We start from the raw sequence: 24814 nt of genomic DNA, 5'->3' as shown, positions 1-24814 counted from the left end.
GGATCGCTGACGTGCGCCCGATTATCGTATTACTGATGGCCTGGTGCCTCAGCATGGGGGCGTACGCAGCGACGGCCCCCGACGCCAAACAGATAACCCAGGAGCTGGAGCAGGCAAAAGCGGCGAAACCCGCTCAGCCGGAGGCCGTTGAGTCGCTCCAGTCTGCACTGAACGCACTTGAGGAACGAAAGGGTTCTCTTGAGCGCGCCCAGCAATATCAGCAGGTTATCGACAACTTCCCCAAACTCTCTCAGACCCTGCGCTCGCAGTTAAACAGCCTGCGTGATGAACCACGCCAGGTACCCGCAGGGATGACGTCCGAGGCGCTGAATCAGGAGATCCTGCAAGTCAGCAGCCAGCTGCTGGAAAAAAGCCGTCTGGCACAGCAGGAGCAGGAACGGGCGCGTGAAATTGCCGACTCTCTCAGTCAGCTTCCACAGCAGCAAACCGATGCCCGCCGTCAGTTAAATGAGGTGGAACGCCGCATTGGGACGCAGACCGGCAACACCCCGCAGAATCAGGCCCAAAATCTTGGGCTACAGGCGGAATCCGCCAGACTAAAAGCGCTGGTTGATGAACTGGAGCTGGCACAGCTTTCTGCTAACAACCGCCAGGAGCTGTCGCGGATGCGTTCGGAACTGGCGCAGAAGCAGAGCGAACAGCTGGATGCGTATCTCCAGGCGCTGAGAAATCAACTCAACAGCCAGCGTCAGCGTGAAGCTGAACGTGCGCTGGAAAGCACCGAGTTGTTGGCCGAAAACAGCGCTAACCTGCCCGACAGCATCGTCGCCCAGTTTAAGGTTAACCGCGAGCTTTCTGCCGCGCTGAATCAGCAGGCGCAGCGCATGGATTTGGTGGCCTCGCAGCAGCGTCAGGCCACTAATCAAACCCTCCAGGTTCGTCAGGCTCTCAACACGCTGCGTGAACAGTCCCAGTGGCTTGGCTCATCAAACCTGTTGGGCGAAGCGTTACGCGCACAGGTGGCTCGTCTGCCAGAGATGCCAAAACCGCAGCAGCTTGATACGGAGATGGCGCAGCTGCGCGTTCAGCGTCTTCATTATGAAGACCTTCTTAATAAGCAGCCGCAAATCCGCCAAATCCGTCAGGCTGACGGACAGCCGCTCACCGGCGAGCAAAGCCGTATTCTGGAAGCGCAGCTGCGCACCCAACGCGAACTGCTCAATTCCCTGTTGCAGGGGGGCGATACGCTGATCCTCGAGCTCACCAAGCTGAAAGTCTCAAACAGCCAGCTGGAGGACGCGCTGAAAGAGGTCAACGAAGCCACGCACCGTTACCTGTTCTGGACATCCGACGTGCGGCCGATGACCTTCGCCTGGCCGATTGAGATCGTGCAGGATCTGCGCCGCCTCATTTCGCTGGACACCTTCAGCCAGCTGGGTCTCGCCAGCGTGATGATGCTCACCAGTAAGGAGACCATCTTCCCGCTGCTGGGGGCACTGATTCTGGTGGGTTTCAGTATTTATTCCCGTCGCCACTTCACCCGTTTCCTTGAGCGCTCCAGCGCCCGGGTGGGGAAAGTGACACAGGATCACTTCTGGCTGACGCTGCGTACAGTGTTCTGGTCAATTCTGGTCGCGTCTCCGCTGCCGGTGCTGTGGATGACGCTCGGATACGGCCTGCGTGAAGCCTGGCCCTATCCGCTTGCCGTCGCAATTGGCGATGGCGTGACCGCCACCGTTCCGCTGCTGTGGGTGGTGATGATTTGCGCCACGTTTGCGCGGCCAAATGGTCTGTTCATCGCTCACTTTGGCTGGCCGCGTAATCGCGTGGCGCGGGCGATGCGCTATTACCTGATGAGCATCGGGCTGATTGTGCCGCTAATTATGGCGCTGATCATGTTCGATAATCTCAATGACCGGGAGTTCTCCGGCTCGCTGGGACGGCTGTGCTTTATGCTGATCTGCGGGGCATTAGCGGTAGTGACGCTCAGCCTGAAGCGCGCCGGGATCCCGCTTTATCTCGACAAGTCCGGCAGTGGCGATAACATGTTTAACCGTCTGCTGTGGAACCTGCTGCTTAGCGCGCCGCTGGCGGCGATGCTGGCGGCGGCTGTCGGTTATCTCGCCACATCGCAGGCGCTGCTCGCACGGCTGGAAACGTCAGTAGCTATCTGGTTCCTGCTGCTGGTGGTCTACCATGTAATTCGCCGCGGCATGCTGATCCAGCGTCGTCGTCTGGCGTTTGACCGTGCCAAACATCGTCGCGCAGAAATACTGGCTCAGCGCGCGCGGGGTGAGGAAGAGCCGAACCACGTCAACAGCACCGAAGGGACTTCAGACGCCGATGACGTCGAACTGGATCTCGATGCGATCAGTACCCAGTCCCTGCGGCTGGTACGCTCAATTCTGATGCTGGTTGCCCTGCTGTCGGTGATCTTCCTGTGGTCGGAAATCCACTCTGCGTTTGGCTTCCTGGAGAACATCTCTTTGTGGGATGTGACGTCGACGGTGCAGGGGGTCGAAAGCCTGGAGCCCATCACCTTAGGGGCCGTGCTGATTGCGATTCTGGTACTCATTATCACCACGCAGCTGATCCGTAACTTCCCTGCCCTGCTGGAGCTGGCGCTGTTGCAGCATCTGGATTTAACCCCCGGCACAGGCTATGCGATCACCACCATTACCAAGTATTTAATCATGCTGTTTGGTGGGCTGGTTGGCTTCTCGATGATTGGTATCGAATGGTCAAAACTGCAATGGCTGGTTGCCGCCCTGACCGTAGGCCTGGGCTTTGGTTTACAGGAGATCTTTGCCAACTTCGTCTCGGGTCTGATCATTCTGTTTGAAAAGCCGATTCGAATTGGCGATACGGTGACCATCCGCGATCTGACCGGCAGCGTCACCAGGATCAACACCCGCGCCACCACCATCAGCGACTGGGACCGTAAAGAGATCATCGTCCCGAACAAAGCGTTTATCACCGAGCAGTTTATCAACTGGTCGCTGTCTGACTCCGTCACGCGTGTGGTGCTGACCGTACCCGCTCCGTCGGATGCCAACAGCGAAGAGGTGACGCAGATCCTGTATACGGCTGCTGAACGCTGTTCGCTGGTAATCGACAACCCGCCGCCGGAAGTCTTCCTGGTTGATTTGCAGCAGGGGATCCAGATTTTCGAGCTGCGTATCTACGCCGCCGAGATGGGACACCGTATGCCGCTGCGCCATGAGATCCACCAGCTGATCCTGGCTGGCTTCCGCGAGCACGGAATTGATATGCCGTTCCCACCTTTCCAGATGCGTCTGGAAACGCTGGACGGACGTAAGACGGGAAGAACGTTGACGTCTGCGGCGCGTTCGCGCCCGGCGGGAAGTTTATAATCCATTTCCCCCTCCCTTCCGGGAGGGGTTTTTTCATCCGCTATGCCACTCCTGCCACGCAGGTCATCATGCGGCGGCGGTAGTTCTCATAAATCCCCATTGCCAGCAGCGAGAAGAAGATCGGTCCGCCAACCATCCACAGCGTGCTGCTCCAGTCATTTGCCTCAACCACGGGCTGAATGACGGTAAAGATGTTGGCGAACGCGACGACCAGCACCACAACAGTGGTCGCCAGCAGCGTCGCCACGCGGGTTTTGAAGATCACAAACGGTCGCTCCAGATCCCGCTTCGCCTTAAAGAACGGGAACGCCAGCGCCAGGAATAGGTACGGAAGCGTCATCGATACGTTTGCCATCAGGGTCAGCTTGTTATAGAACGCCGACGCGGTATCGCCGCCAAAGGACACCAGCAGAATGAACACGCACACCAGCAGGCACTGCATCCACATCGCGTTGGCAGGCATACCGGCAGCATTCAGCTGCGTCATACGTGCGGGCCACAGCGCCTTTGGCGTCCCCTGAATAATCGCTTTCAGCGGCGAGTAGATCAGCGTGAAGAACGCGCCAGTATAGGCGAGGAACATCGACAAACCGGTAATCCGCGCAAACCAGATCCCCAGGGTGGCCGACGTTTCCGGCGCGAGATCCATGGCGTTGCCCAGCGTCACCCCCAGGCTTTTCATCAACACGTAGGTAATGTTGCCGAGGTTGGTGGTGTTATTGCTCAGTACCTGCTGCCAGTTGGTGCTGACGCCCCAGAGGAAAATCGCCAGCGAGTAGCCAATGGAAATGACGATGGCGGCAAAGATAATGCCTTTGGCAAAGTTCTTTTCCGGGTTTTCGGTTTTATCGACCAGCCCGCCCACGGCTTCAATTCCACCGTAAGCAAAGATGGCAAACACCACGAAGGAGAGCATGGCCAGCCCGGACTGGTAACCCGGATTAGGCGATGAAACGAAGTTGACTTCCTGTGCGAAATGCCCGCCGTTCAGGCACAGAATAGCGATACTGACCAGCAGCAGCACCAGGTTCAGGCACATCACGGAAATTCCGCCAACGGCAGTGATACGGGCAATTTTGTTGATGCCTTTCGAGGCCACAAGCGTGACAACCACCATCCAGCACACCGCCAGAATACCGACCACCTGTGTGGAACTCAGCCCCGCCAGAGACCAGACCTGCGTTTTATCCGCACCGAAGAGAAACGTTGAGAACGGCACCCAGACCTTGGCCGCCGTGCTGACCATCCAGACGACATAGGATGAAAACCACATGAACGTACCGATAAACGCATAACGCGGACCGACGCTGTTGTTCATCCACGAATAGATGCCGCCTTCTTCTTTCCTGTACGCCGACCCCATCTCCGCCATCATTAGCGCAAACGGAATAAAGAAGAACAGCGCGGAAACGATATAAAACGGCGTCGCGCTGTAGCCCATCAGATAAAACGCGGACGGGCTATTGGCAAAGCCAAAAACTGACGTAAAAATCATCAGGATGAGCCCGGTAAGGGTCATTTTTTTGAGTGAGTGAGACATATAACCATCCGAAACGGAATTAAACTGCGCGGATGGTAGCAGATGACCAGACAAATATTGTGTCTATCCGAGTCAAATTAAGAAAAAGACCCGTGCATAGAGAAGATAGTAGTTTTTAATGTGGCAGAGTTAAATGACCAAGTAGGCCGGGTAAGCGACAGCGCCACCCGGCAATCCTTTATGCGCGATCGACCGTAAAGGCAATCACATCGCCCAGTTGTTCTGCGCCCAGCGCCAGCATGACCAGGCGATCCACACCCAGCGCCACGCCGGAGCAGTCCGGCAGACCGGCTTTAAGCGCTTCCAGCAGGTTGGTGTCAATCGGCTGCTGCGGCAGACCGCGCGCGTTGCGCTTGCGGTTATCCTGCTCGAAACGCTGTTGCTGTTCGCGCGCGTCGGTCAGCTCATGGAAACCGTTCGCCAGCTCGATGCCTTTAAAGTACACCTCAAAGCGCTCCGCCACGCGGTGATCTTCGGTGCTGATCTGCGCCAGTGAAGCCTGGCTGGCCGGGAAGTGATAGACAAACGTCGGACGATCTTTGCCAATCTGCGGTTCAACACCAAAGGTGAACAGCAGTTGCAGCAGCGTGTCGCGATCCTCTTCGTTATCCGCCACGTTGCTCAGATCCAGTTTTGCCGCCACTTCACGCAGCTGTGTTTTATCAGCCGACAGCGGATCAATTTCCAGATGACGCTGGAAGGCCTGCTGATAGGAGAGCGTTTCAGCTTCCGCACAATCCAGCACCTGTTGGAGCAGATCGTCGACTTCGTTCATCAGACGATACATGTCGTAGTGCGGGCGGTACCACTCCAGCATAGTGAATTCCGGATTATGGTGTCGGCCCATCTCTTCATTACGGAAGCTACGGCACAGCTGATAGACCGGACCACACCCGGCCGCCAGCAGACGCTTCATATGGTATTCCGGGCTGGTCATCAGATACAGATTCATGCCCTGAGAGTGGCCTGGGCCAACAAAACGGGTTTCAAACGGGACCAGATGAATATCCGTGACCGTCGCCTGACTCATGCACGGCGTTTCCACCTCCAGGACGCCGCGATCTGCAAAGAAGCGGCGTATCTCCGCCATAATTGCTGCGCGCTTTAGCAGGTTTGGAATGGATGCGCTCGGCTGCCAGGTGGCCGTTTCGCTCATGAGTTATTTCTCCGTTTTCAGACAAGGGCACGAAGTCTACTCGCAAGCCGGGGCAGAGACAAATTTTGCACAGTAAAAGCCCCTTTTCATTGCACAGAGAAATACTGTGACGCCATTCATTAATCACGATGATAAATCACCGCACAGAACAGCAAAAAAATCGAACACGTCAAATTTCCCTCACTTCTACGCGGTTATACTGTTTTACCCATAAAGGAGCAGTGGAATCGCTTCCGCAATCGTCCGTTCGGGCAGGTGAACGTCCTTTAGCTCATCACGTTGCGGGAAAACCAAAATCTGGAGGAATGTCGTGCAAACTTTTCAAGCCGATCTTGCCGTAATAGGCGCTGGCGGGGCTGGATTACGCGCTGCAATTGCTGCGGCACAAGCCAATCCGAACGCCAAAATCGCATTGATTTCAAAAGTCTATCCGATGCGCAGCCACACGGTAGCCGCAGAGGGAGGATCCGCCGCCGTCGCGCAGGATCATGACAGCTTCGAATACCATTTCCACGACACGGTTGCAGGGGGCGACTGGCTTTGCGAACAGGATGTCGTTGATTACTTCGTGCACCATTGCCCAACGGAAATGACCCAGCTGGAACAGTGGGGATGTCCATGGAGCCGCCGTCCGGACGGGAGCGTCAACGTCCGCCGCTTCGGTGGCATGAAGATCGAACGCACCTGGTTTGCTGCCGATAAGACCGGCTTCCACATGCTGCACACCCTGTTCCAGACCTCCCTCCAGTTCCCACAAATCCAGCGCTTTGACGAACATTTCGTTCTCGACATTCTGGTCGACGACGGTCATGCGCACGGACTGGTAGCAATGAACATGATGGAAGGCACGCTCGTCCAGATCCGCGCTAAGGCGGTGGTGATGGCAACGGGCGGTGCGGGCCGCGTATACCGCTACAACACCAACGGCGGCATCGTCACCGGTGACGGTATGGGCATGGCGCTCAGCCACGGCGTCCCGCTGCGTGATATGGAGTTTGTCCAGTATCACCCAACCGGCCTGCCGGGCTCCGGTATTCTGATGACGGAAGGCTGCCGCGGCGAAGGCGGTATTCTGGTCAACAAAAACGGCTATCGCTATTTGCAGGATTACGGCATGGGTCCGGAAACCCCGCTTGGCGAGCCGAAAAACAAATACATGGAACTCGGCCCACGCGACAAAGTCTCTCAGGCTTTCTGGCACGAGTGGCGCAAAGGCAATACCATCTCAACGCCGCGCGGCGACGTGGTACATCTCGACCTGCGTCATCTCGGCGAGAAGAAACTGCTGGAGCGTCTGCCGTTTATCTGCGAGCTGGCGAAAGCCTATGTGGGCGTCGACCCGGTGAAAGAGCCGATCCCGGTGCGTCCAACCGCGCACTACACCATGGGCGGTATCGAAACCGACCAGCAGTGCGAAACCCGCATCAAAGGGCTGTTTGCGGTGGGTGAGTGTTCCTCCGTCGGTCTGCACGGCGCAAACCGTCTGGGCTCGAACTCGCTGGCTGAGCTGGTGGTCTTTGGTCGCATGGCGGGCGAACGCGCGATGGAGCGTGCCGCAACGGCAGGTGAAGCTAACAGCGCGGCGCTGGATGCGCAGGTTGCAGACATCGAAAAACGCCTGAAAGGCCTGGTGAACCAGGAAGGTAACGAAAACTGGTCGAAGATCCGCGACGAAATGGGGCTGTCGATGGAAGAAGGCTGCGGGATCTACCGTACGCCAGAGCTGATGCAGAAAACCGTCGACAAGCTGGCAGAACTCCAGGAACGCTTCAAGCGCGTGCGCATCACCGACACCTCCAGCGTCTTCAATACCGACCTGCTCTATACCATTGAACTGGGCCACGGCCTGAACGTCGCAGAGTGTATGGCCCATTCCGCCCTGGCGCGTAAAGAGTCCCGCGGCGCACACCAGCGCCTGGATGAGGGCTGCACCGAACGTGACGACGTCAATTTCCTTAAACATACTCTCGCCTGGCGCGATGCGGATGGTACCACCCGTCTGGACTACAGCGACGTGAAAATCACTACGCTGCCACCGGCGAAACGCGTGTACGGTGCAGAAGCAGAAGCCGCCGATAAGAAGGAGAAGGCGAATGGCTGAGATGCAAAAACTGAAAGTTGAAGTGGTGCGCTACAACCCGGAAGTGGACGCCGCGCCGCACAGCGCTTTCTATGAAGTCCCTTACGACGAGCAAACCTCCCTGCTGGATGCGCTCGGCTATATCAAAGATAACCTGGCCCCGGACCTGAGCTACCGCTGGTCCTGCCGCATGGCAATCTGCGGCTCCTGCGGCATGATGGTCAACAAAGTGCCGAAGCTGGCGTGTAAAACTTTCCTGCGTGATTACACCAAGGGCATCAAGGTTGAAGCGCTGGGCAACTTCCCGATTGAGCGCGATCTGGTGGTCGACATGACCCACTTTATCGAAAGCCTCGAAGCGATTAAGCCGTACATCATCGGCAACCCGCGCACGCCGGATCAGGGGCCAAACACCCAGACGCCCGCGCAGATGGCGAAATACCATCAGTTTTCCGGCTGCATCAACTGCGGCCTGTGCTACGCCGCCTGTCCACAGTTTGGCCTGAACCCTGAGTTTATCGGCCCGGCCGCCATTACCCTGGCGCACCGCTATAACGAGGACAGCCGCGACCACGGCAAAAAAGAACGTATGGCACAGCTTAACGGCCAGAACGGGGTCTGGACCTGCACGTTTGTCGGTTACTGCTCCGAAGTCTGTCCGAAGCATGTCGACCCGGCCGCCGCCATTCAGCAGGGAAAAGTGGAAAGCTCGAAAGACTTTCTTATCGCTACCCTGAAACCACGCTAAGGAGTGCATGATGACGACTAAACGCAAAGCCTACGTGCGACCAATGCCGTCCACCTGGTGGAAAAAACTGCCGTTTTATCGCTTCTATATGCTGCGTGAAGGCACGGCTGTTCCCGCGGTCTGGTTCAGCCTCGAACTGATGTACGGGGTGTATGCCCTCAAGCACGGCCCGGAAGCCTGGGCCAGTTTTGTGGGTTTCCTGCAAAACCCAATCATCGTAGTTCTGAATCTGATTGTGCTCGCAGCCGCGCTACTGCATACCAAAACCTGGTTTGAACTGGCGCCAAAAGCAGCGAACATCATTGTAAAAGGCGAAAAAATGGGGCCAGAGCCGGTTATTAAAGGGCTCTGGGCAGTGACGGCCGTTGTCTCTGTGGTCATTCTGTTTGTCGCACTGTTCTGGTAAGGAGACTACTGTGATCAATCCAAATCCAAAACGTTCAGATGAGCCGGTCTTCTGGGGGCTGTTTGGCGCAGGCGGCATGTGGAGCGCCATTATTGCCCCGGTCATTATCCTGCTGGTCGGTATTATGCTGCCGCTGGGGCTGTTTCCGGGCGATGCGCTGAGCTATGAGCGCGTACTGGCCTTTGCGAGCAGCTTTATTGGCCGGGTGTTCATCTTCCTGATGATCGTCCTGCCGCTGTGGTGTGGTCTGCACCGTATCCACCATGCGATGCACGATCTGAAAATCCATGTGCCAAGCGGTAAATGGGTCTTCTACGGTCTGGCGACCATTCTGACGGTCGTCACGTTGATTGCCGTGGTCACCATCTGACTGAACAGGCCCGCCATCCGGCGGGCTTTTTACTTTTTCATCTTCTCCACCAGCCACCGGGAAAATTCGCGCATGGCAGGCGTTTCTGCCCGGGACTGCAATCGGGTAAGCCAGTAACTGCCGAGCTCAATCTGCGTTGCAAAGGGCTGCACAATGCGCTCGCTGGCTAACAGATGGGTAAACATATCGACAGGTGCAATGGCAATACCTACCCCTGCCTGAGCGGCCTCCAGCATGGTCACGGATGAATCAAATACCATCACACGGTGCGTTGGCGAAGGGGGGTGCTCGCCGGCCGCCTGCATCCACGCGGTCCACTCGTCGCGTCGGTAGGAGCGCAGCAGCGTAAACCTGAGGATGTCGGCCGGACAGTGCAGACTGGTGGCGATATCGGGCGTACACAGCGGCGCGAGCGGCGCATGACAAAGAAATTCAGCCTCGGTGCCATGCCACGCCCCGCCACCGTAGCGGATCGTATAGTCAAGCCCTTCGGCAGCCGGATCAACGCGGTTGTTATGGGTGGAAAGCTGAAGATCGATGTGCGGATAGCCACGGCGAAAATCGTCCAGCTGTGAGAATAAAACCCCGATGGCAAACGTACCCACCACGCCGATTTTCAGCTTCTCCTGCGCACGATGGTTAGCGAAGCGATCCAGCATTCCGGCTATACGATCGAACGAATCATTCAGTACCGGCAGTAAGTTTTCTCCCTCGGTAGTCAACATCAGCCCGCGCGACACGCGAACGAACAGCTGACAGTTCAGGTGCTGCTCCAGCGTTTTCACATGCTGGCTAATGGCTGAATGGGTCACGTTCAGCTCAATGGCCGCATGCGTAAAGCTGAGATGTCTCGCGGCGGCTTCAAAGGCTCGAAGCGAATTGAGGGGGAGATAGCTTCGCGTCATGGTCTCTTCCGTTAGAAAAATTAACAGCTAATGCTAAATTTAACCGTTTGTCAGGCACAGTCAAATCCAACAGACTACGCCTGTCTGACGGGCCCGGACATCCCCTTGACTCGCTATTACGGAAGATTACTGATGATGAAAAAATCTCTTTGCTGCGCCCTGCTGCTCGGCATCTCTTGCTCTGCTCTCGCCGCGCCAGTGTCAGAAAAACAGCTGGCGGAGGTGGTCGCGAATACGGTTACCCCGCTGATGAAAGCCCAGTCGATTCCAGGCATGGCGGTGGCCGTTATTTATCAGGGTAAACCGCACTATTACACGTTTGGCAAAGCCGATATCGCGGCTAATAAACCCGTTACGCCTCAGACTCTGTTCGAGCTGGGTTCTATAAGTAAAACCTTCACCGGGGTTTTAGGAGGGGATGCCATTGCTCGCGGTGAAATTTCGCTGGACGATCCGGTGACCAGATACTGGCCACAGCTGACGGGCAAGCAGTGGCAGGGGATTCGTATGCTGGATCTCGCAACCTACACCGCTGGCGGCCTGCCGCTACAGGTACCGGATGAGGTCACGGATAATGCCGCCCTGCTGCGCTTTTATCAAAACTGGCAGCCGCAGTGGAAGCCTGGCACAACGCGTCTTTACGCCAACGCCAGTATCGGTCTTTTTGGCGCGCTGGCGGTCAAACCTTCCGGCATGGGCTATGAGCAGGCCATGACGACGCGGGTCCTTAAGCCGCTCAAGCTGGACCATACCTGGATTAACGTTCCGAAAGCGGAAGAGGCGCATTACGCCTGGGGCTATCGTGACGGTAAAGCGGTGCGCGTTTCGCCGGGAATGCTGGATGCACAAGCCTATGGCGTGAAAACCAACGTGCAGGATATGGCGAACTGGGTCATGGCAAACATGGCGCCGGAGAAGGTTGCTGATGCCTCACTTAAGCAGGGCATCTCGCTGGCGCAGTCGCGCTACTGGCGTATCGGGTCAATGTATCAGGGTCTGGGCTGGGAGATGCTCAACTGGCCCGTGGAGGCCAACACGGTGATCGAGGGCAGCGACAGTAAGGTGGCGCTGGCACCGCTGCCCGTGGCAGAAGTGAATCCACCGGCTCCCCCGGTCGAAGCGTCCTGGGTCCATAAAACGGGCTCTACTGGCGGGTTTGGCAGCTACGTGGCCTTTATTCCTGAAAAGCAGATCGGTATTGTGATGCTCGCGAATAAAAGCTATCCGAACCCGGCACGCGTTGAGGCGGCATACCATATCCTCGACGCGCTACAGTAAAACATTGCGGGTGGCGCTGCGCTTACCCGGTCTACACAACGCATGAACTTTGTAGGCCGGGTAAGGCGAAGCCGCCACCCGGCAAAACACCCTGCACAATCTCCCGCATTTTCCCTGCTGTCATCTACACTTAACAAAAAACAGTAAGGAAACTCCTATGCGCATTCTGCCTGTTATTGCCGCAGTAACAGCCGCGTTTTTAGTGGTTGCTTGCAGTTCCCCTACTCCTCCGCCTGGCGTCACGGTAGTCAGTAATTTCGACGCACAGCGCTTCCTCGGCACCTGGTATGAAATCGCCCGACTGGACCATCAGTTCGAACGGGGCTTAGAAAAAGTCACGGTCAGCTACAGCGCGATGGATGACGGCGGGATCCGGGTCATTAACCGCGGCTATAACCCGGATCGCCAGATGTGGCAGCAGTCAGTTGGTCAGGCCTATTTCACCGGCGCATCTAACCGCGCGGCCATGAAAGCCTCTTTCATCGGCCCATACTACGGCGGGTATAACGTCATTGCGCTGGACAGAGAGTACCGCCACGCGCTGGTCTGTGGGCCGGATCGCAACTATCTGTGGCTCCTCTCACGCACGCCAACGATCTCGGCGGAAATGAAACAGCAGATGCTGGACATAGCGACCCGGCAAGGGTTTGATGTGACGAAGTTAATCTGGGTAAAACAGCCGCATTAGTGCGTACTGAGTTTTAACCCGATGATACCCGCGACAATCAACGCGAGGCTGGCGATGCGCGCCAGACTCGCAGACTCCCCCAGCAGCAGAATGCCGGTAATGGCAGCCCCTACCGCGCCAATTCCCGTCCAGACAGCGTAAGCTGTGCCGACGGGTAAGGTTCGCATCGCCCATGACAGCATGACGATACTGACAATCATTGCGGCGATAGTGATGACGCTGGGCGTCAGGCGGGTAAAACCGTGGGTGTACTTCAGACCAATTGCCCATACCACTTCGAGCAAACCAGCAATAACAAGAACGATCCAGGACATTTCAGGCTCCTTAACTTAAAGGCAAGTTGGGGCCGTCCCCGATGAGTGAAGCGCTTACGGGTCGTCCCGCAAGGCAGAAGTTGCGCCTTATATTTTGGTTAGCGTGGAATTTTTTTTCAAACTTTTTCTGCTGAACACCTTAAAGCAAGAAATAGCCTCAGTAAGGCACGTAGTTCAGGCATTTATGACTCATCCGACTTCTCTATGATGATAGGCTTTCTGATGGCAGGAAGCCAAACCACTAGCCGACTGCGAAAATTTTATGTTCAAAATTCTTTTGATTGACCGTTGTCACTTCACCCGCGCGGGATTTGAAGCCTGGGTCAATCATTCAGACCTGTTTTCGGGTCATTTCGTCGTAACCGGGGTAAATAATCTTTTCCTCGCCAGAGAGCATATCCTGCAATGGAAACCTGCGCTGGTCATCGCTGATTTATCTGGCTTCCGGCAGGATTTACACCATTTTCAGCAGCTTTCCTCCCTGCTAATTGCCAGCGAAACACTGCCTTTTATTATGCTTCAATCAGGGCAGGAGCAGGATATGACTGATTATCTGGCGCAGTTCCCGATATGGTCTTCGCTCTCCAAAAATACCGATCTGGAAGCACTGGCGGCGGTGATAAACGATGCGCTAACGTCATGCGCGAGCGCGGAGCTACCGAAAATGGCGGCACCGTTGCTGACGCGTCAGGAAGAAAGAGTTCTGACCTTGTGGATGGATGGTGCGAGCAACCAGAAAATTGCCAGCAATCTTCGCATTAACGGAAAAACGGTATATACGTACAAACGCAATATCCGCATGAAGCTGCATATGGATACGCGCTACTCGCCGTTTTTATCGCTACAGGAAGTGGAGAATTGACGGTACGGTGTAATAACTTGCCGTACCGTCGCTTACATTAGTTCTGAGCTTTAGTTGCTGCGCCAGAAATCGCGCTACCACCGTCGGAGATATCTTCCCCTACGCCACGGGTGGTGTTACATGCAGTCAGTACCGAAGAAAGCACCAGAACAGAAAAGATCGCTGCAATTGTTTTCTTAACCATAATATCTTCCTTTTATAGCCAAAGTTATTTTGTGTATAGCAACTTAAGAATAGACAAAATCTTGCCGTTTGACGGAAAAGGAAGAATTTTTAGGAAAATTAGACGGAATTAGCTGGCCGCATGGGAAATGATATGGCCGAGATCCTGGATATCTTCACCCACGCCACGCGCGGTGTTGCAGCCGGAGAGAATTGCGCTGGAGAGCGCTAACAGAAGCAGAATTTTAACGGTACGTTTCATCTTCCCTGCCTGCAAAATCAGGCGCAGCGGGCGCTGCGCCTTACATCATGACGTAAATTACTTCACGCGGGATACGTATTCGCCGGAGCGGGTATCCACTTTGATCACTTCACCGATCTGTACGAACAGTGGCACTTTAACCACAGCGCCGGTAGACAGGGTGGCAGGCTTGCCGCCAGTACCTGCGGTATCACCTTTCAGACCTGGATCGGTTTCAACGATTTCCAGCTCAACGAAGTTCGGCGGCGTAACCGCGATAGGCTGACCGTTCCACAGGGTCACGATGCACTCAGCCTGATCCAGCAGCCACTTGGCGTTGTCGCCAATCGCTTTCGCGTCCGCAGACAGCTGCTCGAAGGTTTCGTTGTTCATGAAGTGCCAGAACTCACCGTCGTTGTACAGGTAAGTCAGGTTCATATCGACAACATCAGCGCCTTCAGCGGAGTCAGTAGATTTGAAGGTTTTCTCAACACGGGTACCGGTCAGCAGGCGGCGCAGCTTAACGCGCGCAAATGCCTGGCCTTTACCTGGTTTAACGAATTCGCTGGCTTCAACCGCGTACGGTTCGCCGTCCATCATGATTTTAAGACCAGCACGAAAATCGTTGCTATAGTACGTTGCCATAAGGCCCTCTAAATTTGTTAACTGGTAGCTAAGCCACAAAATGGCGCATATTGTAACCCTAAACACCCCGTCCAGAGAAGATTGGTTATCGCAACTTGCCGATGTAATCACCAGTCCTGATGAATTGCTGCGTCTTTTAGACCTCGAACAGCACGAAGCGTTGCGTGCAGGCCGTGAGGCGAAGCGCCTTTTCGCCCTGCGCGTTCCCCGCGCGTTTGTTGCCCGAATGGAAAAGGGTAACCCTGATGATCCATTATTAAAACAAACGCTGACCTCTCAGGATGAGTTTATTACCGCCCCCGGATACAGCACCGATCCGCTGGAAGAGCAGAACAGTGTTGTACCGGGTTTACTGCATAAATACCGCAATCGTGCCCTGCTGCTGGTTAAGGGCGGGTGCGCGGTAAATTGCCGCTATTGCTTCCGTCGCCACTTCCCGTACGCCGAAAATCAGGGTAATAAGCGCAACTGGCAGGTGGCGCTGGACTACATCGCAGCGCACCCGGAACTGGATGAAATCATCTTTTCCGGCGGCGACCCGCTGATGGCAAAAGATCATGAGCTGGACTGGCTGCTGACTCAACTTGAGACCATCCCGCACATTAAGCGTCTGCGCATTCACAGCCGTTTACCGATCGTCATCCCGGCGCGTATCACCGACGCCCTGGTCACGCGCCTGGAGCAGTCCCGTTTACAGGTGCTGCTGGTAAACCATATCAACCATGCAAATGAAATTGACGCGGACTTTCGTGCGGCGATGACGCGTATGCGAATGGCAGGCGTGACGCTGCTCAACCAGAGCGTATTACTGCGCGGCGTGAACGACAGCGCCCACGTGTTGGCCGATCTCAGCAATGCCTTATTTGATGCGGGCGTAATGCCCTATTACCTGCATGTTCTGGATCGCGTCCAGGGCGCGGCGCACTTCATGGTGACGGATGAAGAGGCCCGGAAGATTATGCGCGAGCTGTTAACGCTGGTTTCAGGTTATATGGTGCCGAAGCTGGCACGTGAGATTGGCGGAGAGCCGAGTAAGACGCCGCTGGATTTGCAGCTGCGGCAGCAGTAAAAAAAGCAGGTGGCGCTACGCTTACCTGCCTACAGGTAAAGCGGCAGCGCCATCAAAATGTTATATCAGTTCGGGCACTTATAGACCTGGCCGTTCATCTGGCTGGCGGTTGGCACAAAGCTGGACAGCATACCCTGCGTCGGGCTGCTCACCCCGTAAATCACGTTGCCGCCCATTGCCGCAGCCTGATTACGCAGGGCATTGGCCGCACCGCGCATAGAGCCGCCCTCCTCGCCGTGCTGCCCTGACATCCAGTTGCTTTGCTCGCCAGAGGCGGTGCCTAACAGCTGGCATTCGCTGCCCGGCTTATCTTCCACAAAGCGAACGCTCTGGCCCGCTGCCGTCAGCTCATTGCTGGTGCTACAACCCGCCAGCAGCAATGCTGCACCTACAATCCCTGCACAGACTTTTATGCGCATGTTATTCCTCGTTTTCAATAAGCTGGACAGTAGTTGTCCGCGTGTAAACCTTATACTAAAAAGATGACCAAAAGAAAAATGCTGAGCATTTCTGCGAGCCAGATTCCGCTGGCACTCCTCCGACATCTTAAATGAATTCTGATAATAACCTTTGGGATATCGTGTTTTAGCCCCCGATCGTTTTTAGTGATGCGACGTACAACTTTTGTACGGGACTAAAAAAAGGGGGTTTCATGAGTGCATCATCCTCAGGAGAGGAAAAAGTAACCTGGGTGGGCTATCTGGCGTTCGTGCTCACCATCGTATTTTTCTCAGGTTTTTTCGCCAAAAGTACTGAATGGTGGCGCGTGCTGGATTTTACCGTTCTGAACGGCAGCTTTGGACCGGTGAACGGCGCCCTAACGTTTCGCGGCGAGGGTGGCACAGGAGCGAAAGACGGTTTTTTGTTTGCCCTTGAACTGGCGCCCTCGGTCATTTTATCGCTCGGGATCATTGCCGTTACCGAGGGGCTGGGCGGGCTGCGCGCCGCACAACAGCTCATGACGCCCATTCTGCGCCCGCTGCTCGGCGTGCCGGGCATCTGCTCTCTGGCGCTTATCGCCAACCTGCAAAATACCGATGCAGCCGCAGGGATGACCAAAGAGTTGACCGACGAAGGGGCGATTACTGACCATGAACGCGCCATTTTCGCCACCTTCCAGACCAGCGGTAGCGCCATTATTACCAACTATTTTTCTTCCGGAGCCGCACTTTTTACCTTTATTACCGTCCCGGTGATCGCGCCGCTGGCGGTCATTCTGGTATTTAAATTTGTTGGCGCCAACTTCCTGCGGCTGTGGATCGCCCACATGGAAGTTCGTCGCGTTCAGGAGGAAAAATGATCGCCCAGACGCGTAAAAATATCATGGACTTGTTTATCGATGGCGCCCGCCGCGGCTTTACCATCGCCACCACCAGCCTGCTGCCTAACGTGGTCATGGCGTTTGTCATCATTCAGGCGCTTAAGGTGACCGGCCTGCTGGATATTGTCGGCAGGGTATGCGAGCCCATCATGGCCCTGTGGGGGCTTCCGGGTGCGGCGGCAACGGTACTTCTGGCCTCGGTGATGAGCATGGGCGGCGGCGTGGGGGTTTGCGCCAGCCTGGTCGTCGCCGGCACGTTCAGCGGCCATGATGCCACCATCCTGCTGCCCGCCATCTACCTGATGGGCAATCCGGTGCAAAACACGGGCCGCTGCCTCGGCACCGCGGGCGTGAACCCGAAATATTACCCGCACATCATCGCTGTCTGCGTCATCAACGCCTTGCTCTCGATGTGGGTGATGCAGCTACTCTTCTGAGGAGATAAAAATGGATTTTTCAGTGCTGGAACCGCATCTCTTCCGCCATGCACATCTTGTTTGAGTAACGGCTCGACGGGCAATAAAAAACCCCGGGCATCGCTGCCCGGGGTTCATTCTGAGAGGTTCAGAACAACATGATTACATCATGCCGCCCATGCCACCCATGCCGCCCATACCACCAGCAGCACCTAAGTCAGGCGCGTCGCCTTTAGGCATGTCGGTTACCATGCATTCGGTCGTGATCATCAGGCCAGCTACAGATGCCGCGTACTGCAGAGCAGAACGGGTAACTTTAGTTGGGTCCAGGATACCGAAGTCGATCATGTTGCCGTATTCTTCAGTTGCTGCGTTGTAACCGTAGTTACCTTCGCCCGCTTTCACGTTGTTCGCAACTACTGATGGCTCTTCACCGGCGTTGGACACGATCTGACGCAGAGGGGCTTCCATTGCGCGAAGCGCAACTTTGATACCTACGTTCTGGTCTTCGTTCTGAGCGGTCAGGCCAGCCAGTTTAGCGGCTACACGCACCAGCGCGACACCACCACCAGCAACTACGCCTTCTTCTACCGCAGCACGGGTCGCATGCAGGGCATCGTCAACGCGTGCTTTCTTCTCTTTCATTTCAACTTCGGTCGCAGCACCAACTTTGATTACCGCAACGCCGCCTGCCAGTTTCGCTACGCGCTCCTGCAGTTTTTCACGGTCGTAATCGGAAGTTGCTTCTTCGATCTGCTTACGGATCTGACCAACACGGCCCTGAATAGCGGCTTCTTCACCCACACCGTCGATGATGGTGGTAGTGTCTTTGTTGATCACAACGCGTTTCGCCTGGCCCAGGTCTTCCAGGGTCGCTTTTTCCAGCTCCATACCAATCTCTTCGGAGATCACGGTACCGCCGGTCAGGGTAGCGATATCCTGCAGCATCGCCTTACGACGATCGCCGAAGCCAGGTGCTTTAACCGCTGCCACTTTCACGATGCCACGCATGGTGTTAACCACCAGAGTCGCCAGCGCTTCGCCTTCAACGTCTTCAGCAATGATTACCAGCGGCTTGCCTGCTTTCGCAACGGCTTCCAGCACTGGCAGCATTTCGCGGATGTTGGAGATTTTCTTGTCAGCCAGCAGGATGAACGGGCTTTCCAGCTCAACAGCGCCAGTTTCTGGCTTGTTGATGAAGTATGGGGACAGGTAACCGCGGTCGAACTGCATACCTTCAACCACATCCAGTTCGTCTTCCAGACCAGTACCGTCTTCAACGGTGATCACGCCTTCTTTACCGACTTTATCCATCGCTTCAGCGATCAGTTTACCTACGGTTTCGTCGGAGTTAGCGGAGATAGTACCAACCTGAGCAATGGCTTTAGAGTCAGAGCACGGTACGGACAGCGCTTTCAGCTCTTCAACAGCAGAGGCGACAGCTTTGTCGATACCACGTTTCAGATCCATTGGGTTCATGCCCGCAGCAACGGCTTTCAGGCCTTCGGTGATGATCGCCTGCGCCAGTACGGTCGCGGTGGTGGTACCGTCACCAGCAGCGTCGTTCGCTTTAGAGGCAACTTCTTTCACCATCTGTGCGCCCATGTTTTCGAACTTGTCTTCCAGCTCGATTTCACGTGCAACAGAAACACCATCTTTGGTGATGGTTGGCGCGCCGAAGGATTTGTCCAGCACGACGTTACGGCCTTTCGGGCCCAGAGTGACTTTCACTGCGTCTGCCAGTACGTTTACGCCGCGGAGCATTTTTACACGAGCGTCGTTACCGAATTTTACGTCTTTAGCTGCCATGTTCTTATTTCCTCAAATTCGTACAGTTTCGTGCGTTAATTACGCTTCAACAATTGCCAGAATGTCGCTCTCGGACATGATCAACACTTCTTCATTGTCGATCTTCTCGGATTTCACGCCGTAGCCATCGTTGAAAATGACGATGTCACCAACTTTAACGTCCAGTGGCTGCACAGTTCCGTTTTCCAGGATGCGGCCCTTACCGACAGCGATGATTTCGCCACGCGTTGATTTTGCTGCTGCTGAACCGGTCAGAACGATGCCGCCAGCAGACTTGGTTTCAACTTCTTTACGTTTGACGATCACACGATCATGTAACGGACGAATACTCATTGATAGCTCTCCTTTGAGAAAGTCATTATCAGTTATGGATGACGCCGGTCCGCATGCGGTTTTCCGGCTAGTGCCCTGAGAGATGGGGATAGCTTTTTACCCCTTCAAGGGGTAATCGAAAAAAAATTTGCGAAAGTGTTACCATCCACTCTCTTTTGATGGTGGCGGGACGAGGTAAATGAGTGGACTCAGGCAGGAGTTGGGGCTGGCGCAGGGCATTGGCTTACTCTCAACGTCTTTGTTAGGCACGGGCGTTTTTGCGGTTCCCGCGCTGGCGGCGTTGGTTGCCGGCAATAACAGTCTTTGGGCATGGCCGGTGCTGATCGTGCTGGTGTTTCCGGTGGCGGTTGTCTTTGCCATACTCGGGCGGCACTTCCCGAGCGCAGGCGGCGTAGCGCATTTTGTCGGCATGGCGTTTGGGCCGCGAATGGAGCGCGTCACCGGCTGGCTATTTTTGTCGGTAATACCCGTTGGCCTTCCGGCAGCCCTGCATATCGCAACCGGCTTCGGACAGGCGCTGTTTGGCTGGCACGATGAACAGCTGCTGCTGGCTGAACTCGGTACGCTGGCGATTATCTGGTGGGTTGGCTCACGCGGGGCCAGTTCCAGCGCCAACCTGCAAACGCTGGTCGCCGTGTTAATCGTCGCGCTGATCATCGCCATCTGGTTTGCGGGTGACATTACGGTGGCGGATATTCCTTTCCCCGCGATTAATGACATCGACCACACACAGCTTTTCGCTGCACTATCCGTCATGTTCTGGTGTTTCGTCGGTCTGGAGGCGTTCGCTCATCTGGCATCCGAGTTTAAACAGCCCGAGCGTGATTTTCCCCGCGCCCTGATGATTGGCCTGCTGCTGGCGGGTACCGTGTACTGGGCCTGTACCGTACTGGTGCTGCACTTCAACGCGTTCGGTGAAGAGAAAGCCGCCGCCGCGTCGCTGCCGGGCATCGTGGTGCAGCTGTTTGGCGTTAAAGCCCTGTGGGTAGCCTGCATGATTGGCTATCTCGCCTGCTTTGCCAGCCTCAACATCTATATTCAGAGCTTCGCCCGGCTGGTGTGGTCTCAGGCACTTTATAAACCGGATAGCCCCCTCTCACGCCTGTCAAAGCGTCAGCTTCCGGTGAATGCGCTGAATACCGTACTGGGCTGCTGCGTGGTGAGTTCCCTGGCCATTTATCTCCTCGACATCAACCTTGACGCGCTGATTATCTACGCCAACGGTATTTTCATCATGATCTATCTGTTGTGCATGCTGGCGGGCTGTCGGCTACTGAAAGGACGCTTTAAGGCGCTGGCGGCTATCGGGTGTGTCCTGTGCCTGCTGCTGCTGGCGATGGTGGGATGGAAGAGTGTGTACGCCATCGTCATGCTGGCGGGGCTGTGGGTGTTTTTACCGAAGCGGCAAAATCCGCAGGCCCGGTGAGCGAGCGCCACCGGGCAAGAAACTTACCGATCGTCTTTATGATCTAACCGGTCGCGCTGCTCATCCTTACGCTGATATTCCCCTTCAAAGGTATCGCCCGGGCCGGTGCTGAAACCACCGCCTGGCATACGGCTGAAACGCAGATGCGGCAGCAGCTTCATGGTCAGATGCTTCTGCACCGGCGGCAACAGCAACAGCAGGCCGAGGAAGTCTGTAAAGAAGCCCGGCAGGATCAGCAGCAGGCCAGCAATAATCAGCGACACGCTTTTGATCATCTCGGCGGCCGGGCTTTCACCTGCGGCCATCTTCTGCTGCATTAACAGGAAATTTTTGAAACCCTGATTGCGCACCAGCGACATGCCGATGACGGAGGTGAAGATCACCAGAATCAGCGTCAGCAGGACGCCCAGCACATGGGCAACCTGGATGAAAATGGAAATCTCAATGTAAACATAAAGAAAGAAAGCAATAAATGGTATCCAGCGCACTGGCATCTCCTGTGTGGCAGGTGCCTTCTGGCCCCTGACTGAATGTGTTCGCGAAGCGCGTAGATAAGAAATGGTGACGGTTAGCCAAAATTCAATCGGTTTGCACGGATATTTTTTCTGGAAATATTAAAGCGGTGACATATTTCACAGATTAATAATTATCATGAAATCGGGTCGATAATAAGTGATCCAGCTTACGGCAATTCGCTATCATCAGCATATGATCTCGAACATCTGGCCGATTGAGGGAATAATCGTCGGTCATAAAATATTCAAAACCACATATCTACTGTGTGTTTAGTACAATCCATCGGCAGCTTGAAAAGAAGGTTCACATGTTAAACAACATTCGTATCGAAGAAGATTTGTTGGGTACCAGGGAAGTTCCAGCGGATGCCTACTATGGTGTTCACACTCTGAGAGCGATTGAAAACTTCTACATCAGCAACAGCAAAATCAGCGACATCCCTGAATTTGTGCGTGGCATGGTGATGGTAAAAAAAGCCGCGGCTCTGGCAAACAAAGAGCTGCAAACCATTCCTAAAAGCGCTGCAAATGCGATTATCGCCGCGTGCGATGAAGTGCTGAACAACGGCAAATGCATGGATCAGTTCCCGGTTGACGTCTATCAGGGCGGCGCAGGCACCTCCGTCAACATGAACACCAACGAAGTGCTGGCAAACATCGGCCTGGAGCTGATGGGTCATCAGAAAGGTGAATACCAGTACCTGAACCCGAACGACCACGTTAACAAATGTCAGTCCACCAACGACGCCTACCCAACCGGCTTCCGCATCGCGGTGTATGCCTCTGTCGTCAAACTGGTCGACGCGATTAATCAGCTGGGTGATGGCTTCCAGCGTAAAGCCGTTGAGTTCCAGGACATCCTGAAAATGGGTCGTACCCAGCTGCAGGACGCAGTGCCGATGACGCTCGGCCAGGAGTTCCACGCGTTTAACGTGCTGTTGAACGAAGAGACCAAAAACCTGCTGCGCACGTCCGAACTGCTGCTGGAAGTGAACCTGGGCGCTACCGCCATCGGTACACGCCTGAACACCCCGGATGGCTATCAGCAGCTGGCGGTACAGAAGCTGGCTGAAGTGTCCAACCTGCCGGTTGTGCCTGCAGAAGACCTGATTGAAGCCACCTCAGACTGCGGCGCCTACGTGATGGTGCACAGCGCATTGAAACGTCTGGCGGTGAAACTGTCCAAAATCTGTAACGACCTGCGCCTGCTCTCCTCCGGTCCGCGCGCTGGCCTGAATGAAATCAACCTGCCAGAGTTGCAGGCGGGTTCATCCATCATGCCAGCTAAAGTGAACCCGGTGGTGCCAGAAGTGGTGAACCAGGTTTGCTTCAAGGTTATTGGTAACGATACGACCGTCACCATGGCCTCCGAAGCCGGTCAGCTCCAGCTGAACGTAATGGAGCCGGTGATTGGCCAGGCGATGTTTGAATCTATCCACATTCTGACCAACGCCTGCTACAACCTGCTGGAAAAATGCATTAACGGCATCACCGCGAATAAAGAAGTGTGTGAAGGCTACGTCTATAACTCCATCGGCATCGTCACCTACCTCAACCCGTTCATCGGCCACCACAACGGCGATATCGTCGGGAAGATTTGTGCCGAAACCGGTAAGAGCGTGCGTGAGGTGGTTCTCGAGCGAGGATTGTTGACCGAAGCCGAACTGGACGATATCTTCTCCGCCCAGAACCTGATGCACCCGGCATATAAAGCGAAACGATATACCGATGAAAGCGAACAGTAACCGTTCAGGCTAAGCTTCCGAAAGGCACGTCACTTGTGACGTGCCTTTTTTCTTTATGGCCGTTACCAAAACACAACAATTCAATATCAACTTGTTAATAAGCAAGGCAGGTCTTTATGTTTGGAGCAGAACTCGTCATCGTCCTGTTGGCGATTTATTTGGGCGCACGACTCGGGGGTATCGGCATCGGCTTTGCCGGCGGTCTCGGCGTGCTCGTACTTACCCTGATCTTTCAGATTAAACCCGGCGCAATCCCTTTTGACGTTATCGAAATCATCATGGCGGTTATCGCTGCCATTGCGGCCATGCAGGTCGCTGGCGGTATGGACTACCTGGTGAGCCTGGCGGAGCGTATGCTGCGTCGTCATCCAAAATACATCACCTTCCTTGCCCCACTGGTGACCTGGTTTATGACCATTCTCGCCGGTACTGGCCATACCGCTTTCTCCACGCTGCCGGTCATCACCGAAGTGGCGAAAGAGCAGGGTATTCGCCCGTCTCGCCCTCTTTCTATTGCTGTAGTCGCCTCCCAGATTGCGATCACCGCCTCGCCCATTTCTGCGGCAGTGGTCTTTTTCGCGGGTATTCTCGAGCCGATGGGCGTAAGTTATCTGACGCTGCTGGCGATCTGTATTCCGGTCACGCTGATTGCGGTAATGATCACTGCCGTGCTGTGTAACTTCCTCGGCGCCGAGCTGAAAGACGATCCGGTTTACCAGGAGCGTCTGGCAAAAGGTGAAGTGAGCCTGCGCGGTAGCCAGGTTTTTGAGCTGAAGCCGCATGCAAAACGCTCCGTGCTGCTGTTCCTGATTGGTATCGTCGCCGTGATGTTCTACGCGACCGCCATCAGCGATACGGTAGGTCTGATCCAGAACCCGGTTCTGCCGCGTAACGAAGCGATTGTGGTATTTATGCTGACCATCGCGACGCTGATCAGTATCACCTGTAAAATCGACACCAGCGAAGTGCTGAACGCCAGCACCTTCAAATCCGGTATGAGCGCCTGCGTGTGCGTGCTGGGTGTGGCGTGGCTCGGTGACACCTTCGTGAAAGCGCACATCAGCGATATCCAGACAGTTGCAGGCGACCTGCTGCACAACTATCCGTGGCTACTGGCGGTGGTGCTGTTCTTTGCCGCAACGCTGCTGTACTCCCAGGCTGCGACCACCAAAGCGCTAATGCCTGCGGCACTGATGCTGGGCGTGACGCCGCTGACGGCGATTGCCTCTTTCGCGGCGGTTTCCGCCCTGTTCGTGCTGCCAACCTACCCAACCCTGCTGGCCGCGGTTGAGATGGATGACACCGGCTCGACCCGTATCGGTAAATACGTGTTTAACCACGCGTTCCTCATCCCGGGCGTGGTGGCGATTACGCTCTGCGTGGTCCTCGGCTTTATCATCGGCGGCATTGTGCTGTAAACGGTTAGCCGTTGTAAAAATAGTTAAAAACG

The 24814-nt window shown here is 55.3% G+C and carries 25 protein-coding genes; 14 read left to right on the top strand and 11 right to left on the bottom strand.

All coding sequences use genetic code 11. The annotated features are described in order from the left end of the window. Positions 1 to 11 precede the first annotated feature (11 nt). Positions 12 to 3335 carry a miniconductance mechanosensitive channel MscM gene (gene mscM, locus HWQ15_RS10495; protein ID WP_022646812.1) on the top strand — a complete coding sequence of 1108 codons (3324 nt, stop codon included), beginning with the start codon at positions 12 to 14 and terminating at the stop codon, positions 3333 to 3335. A gap of 40 nt (positions 3336 to 3375) precedes the next feature. Here the strand turns inward: mscM and yjeM are convergent, their stop codons facing one another. Then, on the bottom strand, positions 3376 to 4875 hold the full coding sequence (gene yjeM, locus HWQ15_RS10490; protein ID WP_063148800.1) for a glutamate/gamma-aminobutyrate family transporter YjeM: 1500 nt from the start codon (positions 4873 to 4875) through the stop codon (positions 3376 to 3378). A 178-nt stretch (positions 4876 to 5053) separates the two neighbouring features. Continuing rightward, positions 5054 to 6031 (bottom strand): elongation factor P--(R)-beta-lysine ligase, encoded by a 978-nt coding sequence (gene epmA, locus HWQ15_RS10485; protein ID WP_003855960.1) that lies wholly within the window; start codon positions 6029 to 6031, stop codon positions 5054 to 5056. Positions 6032 to 6341: 310 nt separating this feature from the next. On the opposite strand from epmA, the gene frdA reads away from it, so the two are divergent. From frdA to frdD, 4 genes are read left to right on the top strand one after another with little or no spacing between them, the layout of a single operon-like run. After that, entirely contained in the window at positions 6342 to 8132 is a 1791-nt protein-coding gene (gene frdA / locus HWQ15_RS10480; protein ID WP_023305293.1) for a fumarate reductase (quinol) flavoprotein subunit, read from the top strand. After that, positions 8125 to 8859 carry a succinate dehydrogenase/fumarate reductase iron-sulfur subunit gene (locus HWQ15_RS10475; RefSeq protein ID WP_022646809.1) on the top strand — a complete coding sequence of 245 codons (735 nt, stop codon included), beginning with the start codon at positions 8125 to 8127 and terminating at the stop codon, positions 8857 to 8859. The genes frdA and HWQ15_RS10475 overlap by 8 nt, the downstream gene beginning before the upstream one ends. Before the next feature lie 10 nt (positions 8860 to 8869). Then, positions 8870 to 9265, top strand: coding sequence for a fumarate reductase subunit FrdC (frdC, locus tag HWQ15_RS10470; RefSeq protein WP_003855953.1), 396 nt, complete (start codon positions 8870 to 8872; stop codon positions 9263 to 9265). Positions 9266 to 9275: 10 nt separating this feature from the next. Next, complete coding sequence (frdD, locus tag HWQ15_RS10465; protein ID WP_000609653.1) at positions 9276 to 9635, top strand: fumarate reductase subunit FrdD; 360 nt, start codon at positions 9276 to 9278, stop codon at positions 9633 to 9635. 29 nt (positions 9636 to 9664) lie between these two features. Here frdD and ampR read toward each other — a convergent pair whose 3' ends face one another. Beyond that, a complete protein-coding gene (gene ampR, locus HWQ15_RS10460) occupies positions 9665 to 10540 on the bottom strand; it encodes a LysR family transcriptional regulator AmpR (RefSeq protein WP_048965660.1) in 876 nt (291 codons plus the stop codon). 132 nt (positions 10541 to 10672) lie between these two features. On the opposite strand from ampR, the gene blaACT reads away from it, so the two are divergent. Together blaACT and HWQ15_RS10450 are read left to right on the top strand one after the other, a co-directional pair. After that, on the top strand, positions 10673 to 11818 hold the full coding sequence (blaACT, locus tag HWQ15_RS10455; protein ID WP_063148799.1) for an ACT family cephalosporin-hydrolyzing class C beta-lactamase: 1146 nt from the start codon (positions 10673 to 10675) through the stop codon (positions 11816 to 11818). A 157-nt stretch (positions 11819 to 11975) separates the two neighbouring features. Beyond that, positions 11976 to 12506, top strand: coding sequence for a lipocalin family protein (locus tag HWQ15_RS10450; RefSeq protein ID WP_032625173.1), 531 nt, complete (start codon positions 11976 to 11978; stop codon positions 12504 to 12506). Here HWQ15_RS10450 and sugE read toward each other — a convergent pair. Continuing rightward, entirely contained in the window at positions 12503 to 12820 is a 318-nt protein-coding gene (gene sugE, locus HWQ15_RS10445; RefSeq protein WP_015572453.1) for a quaternary ammonium compound efflux SMR transporter SugE, read from the bottom strand. The two genes, HWQ15_RS10450 and sugE, sit on opposite strands and share 4 nt — an antisense overlap. Positions 12821 to 13082: 262 nt before the next feature. On the opposite strand from sugE, the gene HWQ15_RS10440 reads away from it, so the two are divergent. Continuing rightward, positions 13083 to 13682: a LuxR C-terminal-related transcriptional regulator gene (locus tag HWQ15_RS10440; protein ID WP_063148798.1), complete on the top strand. Its 600-nt coding sequence runs from the start codon at positions 13083 to 13085 to the stop codon at positions 13680 to 13682. Between the two features lie 37 nt (positions 13683 to 13719). On the opposite strand, the gene ecnB is transcribed toward HWQ15_RS10440, so the two are convergent. The 3 genes from ecnB to efp all read right to left on the bottom strand — a co-directional run bounded on the left by ecnB (position 13720) and on the right by efp (position 14730). Then, on the bottom strand, positions 13720 to 13866 hold the full coding sequence (ecnB, locus tag HWQ15_RS10435) for a lipoprotein toxin entericidin B (RefSeq protein WP_006178941.1): 147 nt from the start codon (positions 13864 to 13866) through the stop codon (positions 13720 to 13722). Between the two features lie 108 nt (positions 13867 to 13974). Further along, complete coding sequence (locus HWQ15_RS10430; RefSeq protein ID WP_006810410.1) at positions 13975 to 14106, bottom strand: entericidin A/B family lipoprotein; 132 nt, start codon at positions 14104 to 14106, stop codon at positions 13975 to 13977. Positions 14107 to 14163: 57 nt separating this feature from the next. Further along, a complete protein-coding gene (gene efp / locus HWQ15_RS10425; protein ID WP_003855940.1) occupies positions 14164 to 14730 on the bottom strand; it encodes an elongation factor P in 567 nt (188 codons plus the stop codon). 40 nt (positions 14731 to 14770) lie between these two features. On the opposite strand from efp, the gene epmB reads away from it, so the two are divergent. Beyond that, entirely contained in the window at positions 14771 to 15799 is a 1029-nt protein-coding gene (epmB, locus tag HWQ15_RS10420) for an EF-P beta-lysylation protein EpmB (protein ID WP_022646803.1), read from the top strand. Between the two features lie 65 nt (positions 15800 to 15864). Here the strand turns inward: epmB and HWQ15_RS10415 are convergent, their stop codons facing one another. Beyond that, on the bottom strand, positions 15865 to 16218 hold the full coding sequence (locus HWQ15_RS10415; protein ID WP_022646802.1) for a DUF4156 domain-containing protein: 354 nt from the start codon (positions 16216 to 16218) through the stop codon (positions 15865 to 15867). Between the two features lie 233 nt (positions 16219 to 16451). Between HWQ15_RS10415 and HWQ15_RS10410 the strand changes: the two genes are divergently transcribed. Both HWQ15_RS10410 and HWQ15_RS10405 read left to right on the top strand, forming a co-directional pair. After that, positions 16452 to 17099: a nucleoside recognition domain-containing protein gene (locus tag HWQ15_RS10410; protein WP_038415111.1), complete on the top strand. Its 648-nt coding sequence runs from the start codon at positions 16452 to 16454 to the stop codon at positions 17097 to 17099. After that, positions 17096 to 17557 carry a YjiG family protein gene (locus HWQ15_RS10405; protein WP_063148796.1) on the top strand — a complete coding sequence of 154 codons (462 nt, stop codon included), beginning with the start codon at positions 17096 to 17098 and terminating at the stop codon, positions 17555 to 17557. The genes HWQ15_RS10410 and HWQ15_RS10405 overlap by 4 nt, the downstream gene beginning before the upstream one ends. A gap of 141 nt (positions 17558 to 17698) precedes the next feature. Here HWQ15_RS10405 and groL read toward each other — a convergent pair whose 3' ends face one another. Continuing rightward, positions 17699 to 19345 carry a chaperonin GroEL gene (gene groL, locus HWQ15_RS10400; protein ID WP_006810416.1) on the bottom strand — a complete coding sequence of 549 codons (1647 nt, stop codon included), beginning with the start codon at positions 19343 to 19345 and terminating at the stop codon, positions 17699 to 17701. Between the two features lie 39 nt (positions 19346 to 19384). Then, a complete protein-coding gene (locus HWQ15_RS10395; protein ID WP_003855929.1) occupies positions 19385 to 19678 on the bottom strand; it encodes a co-chaperone GroES in 294 nt (97 codons plus the stop codon). Positions 19679 to 19856: 178 nt separating this feature from the next. Here HWQ15_RS10395 and yjeH point away from each other — a divergent pair, with 178 nt between their 5' ends. Beyond that, the gene (yjeH, locus tag HWQ15_RS10390; protein WP_063148795.1) at positions 19857 to 21104 is read left to right on the top strand and encodes an L-methionine/branched-chain amino acid transporter; all 1248 of its coding nucleotides are present in this window, start codon (positions 19857 to 19859) and stop codon (positions 21102 to 21104) included. A 23-nt stretch (positions 21105 to 21127) separates the two neighbouring features. On the opposite strand, the gene HWQ15_RS10385 is transcribed toward yjeH, so the two are convergent. Beyond that, positions 21128 to 21592 carry an FxsA family protein gene (locus HWQ15_RS10385; protein WP_003855925.1) on the bottom strand — a complete coding sequence of 155 codons (465 nt, stop codon included), beginning with the start codon at positions 21590 to 21592 and terminating at the stop codon, positions 21128 to 21130. 335 nt (positions 21593 to 21927) lie between these two features. Here HWQ15_RS10385 and aspA point away from each other — a divergent pair, with 335 nt between their 5' ends. After that, the gene (gene aspA, locus HWQ15_RS10380) at positions 21928 to 23364 is read left to right on the top strand and encodes an aspartate ammonia-lyase (RefSeq protein ID WP_003855923.1); all 1437 of its coding nucleotides are present in this window, start codon (positions 21928 to 21930) and stop codon (positions 23362 to 23364) included. Between the two features lie 116 nt (positions 23365 to 23480). Next, positions 23481 to 24782, top strand: coding sequence for an anaerobic C4-dicarboxylate transporter (locus HWQ15_RS10375; RefSeq protein WP_008502949.1), 1302 nt, complete (start codon positions 23481 to 23483; stop codon positions 24780 to 24782). Positions 24783 to 24814: the final 32 nt, after the last annotated feature.

Origin of the sequence: Enterobacter sp. DSM 30060 (assembly GCF_013375955.1) — a bacterium.
GTDB lineage: Bacteria > Pseudomonadota > Gammaproteobacteria > Enterobacterales > Enterobacteriaceae > Enterobacter > Enterobacter intestinihominis.
The sequence above is the reverse complement of the archived record's forward strand: the minus strand, read 5'-3'. Positions and strand labels throughout refer to the sequence as shown.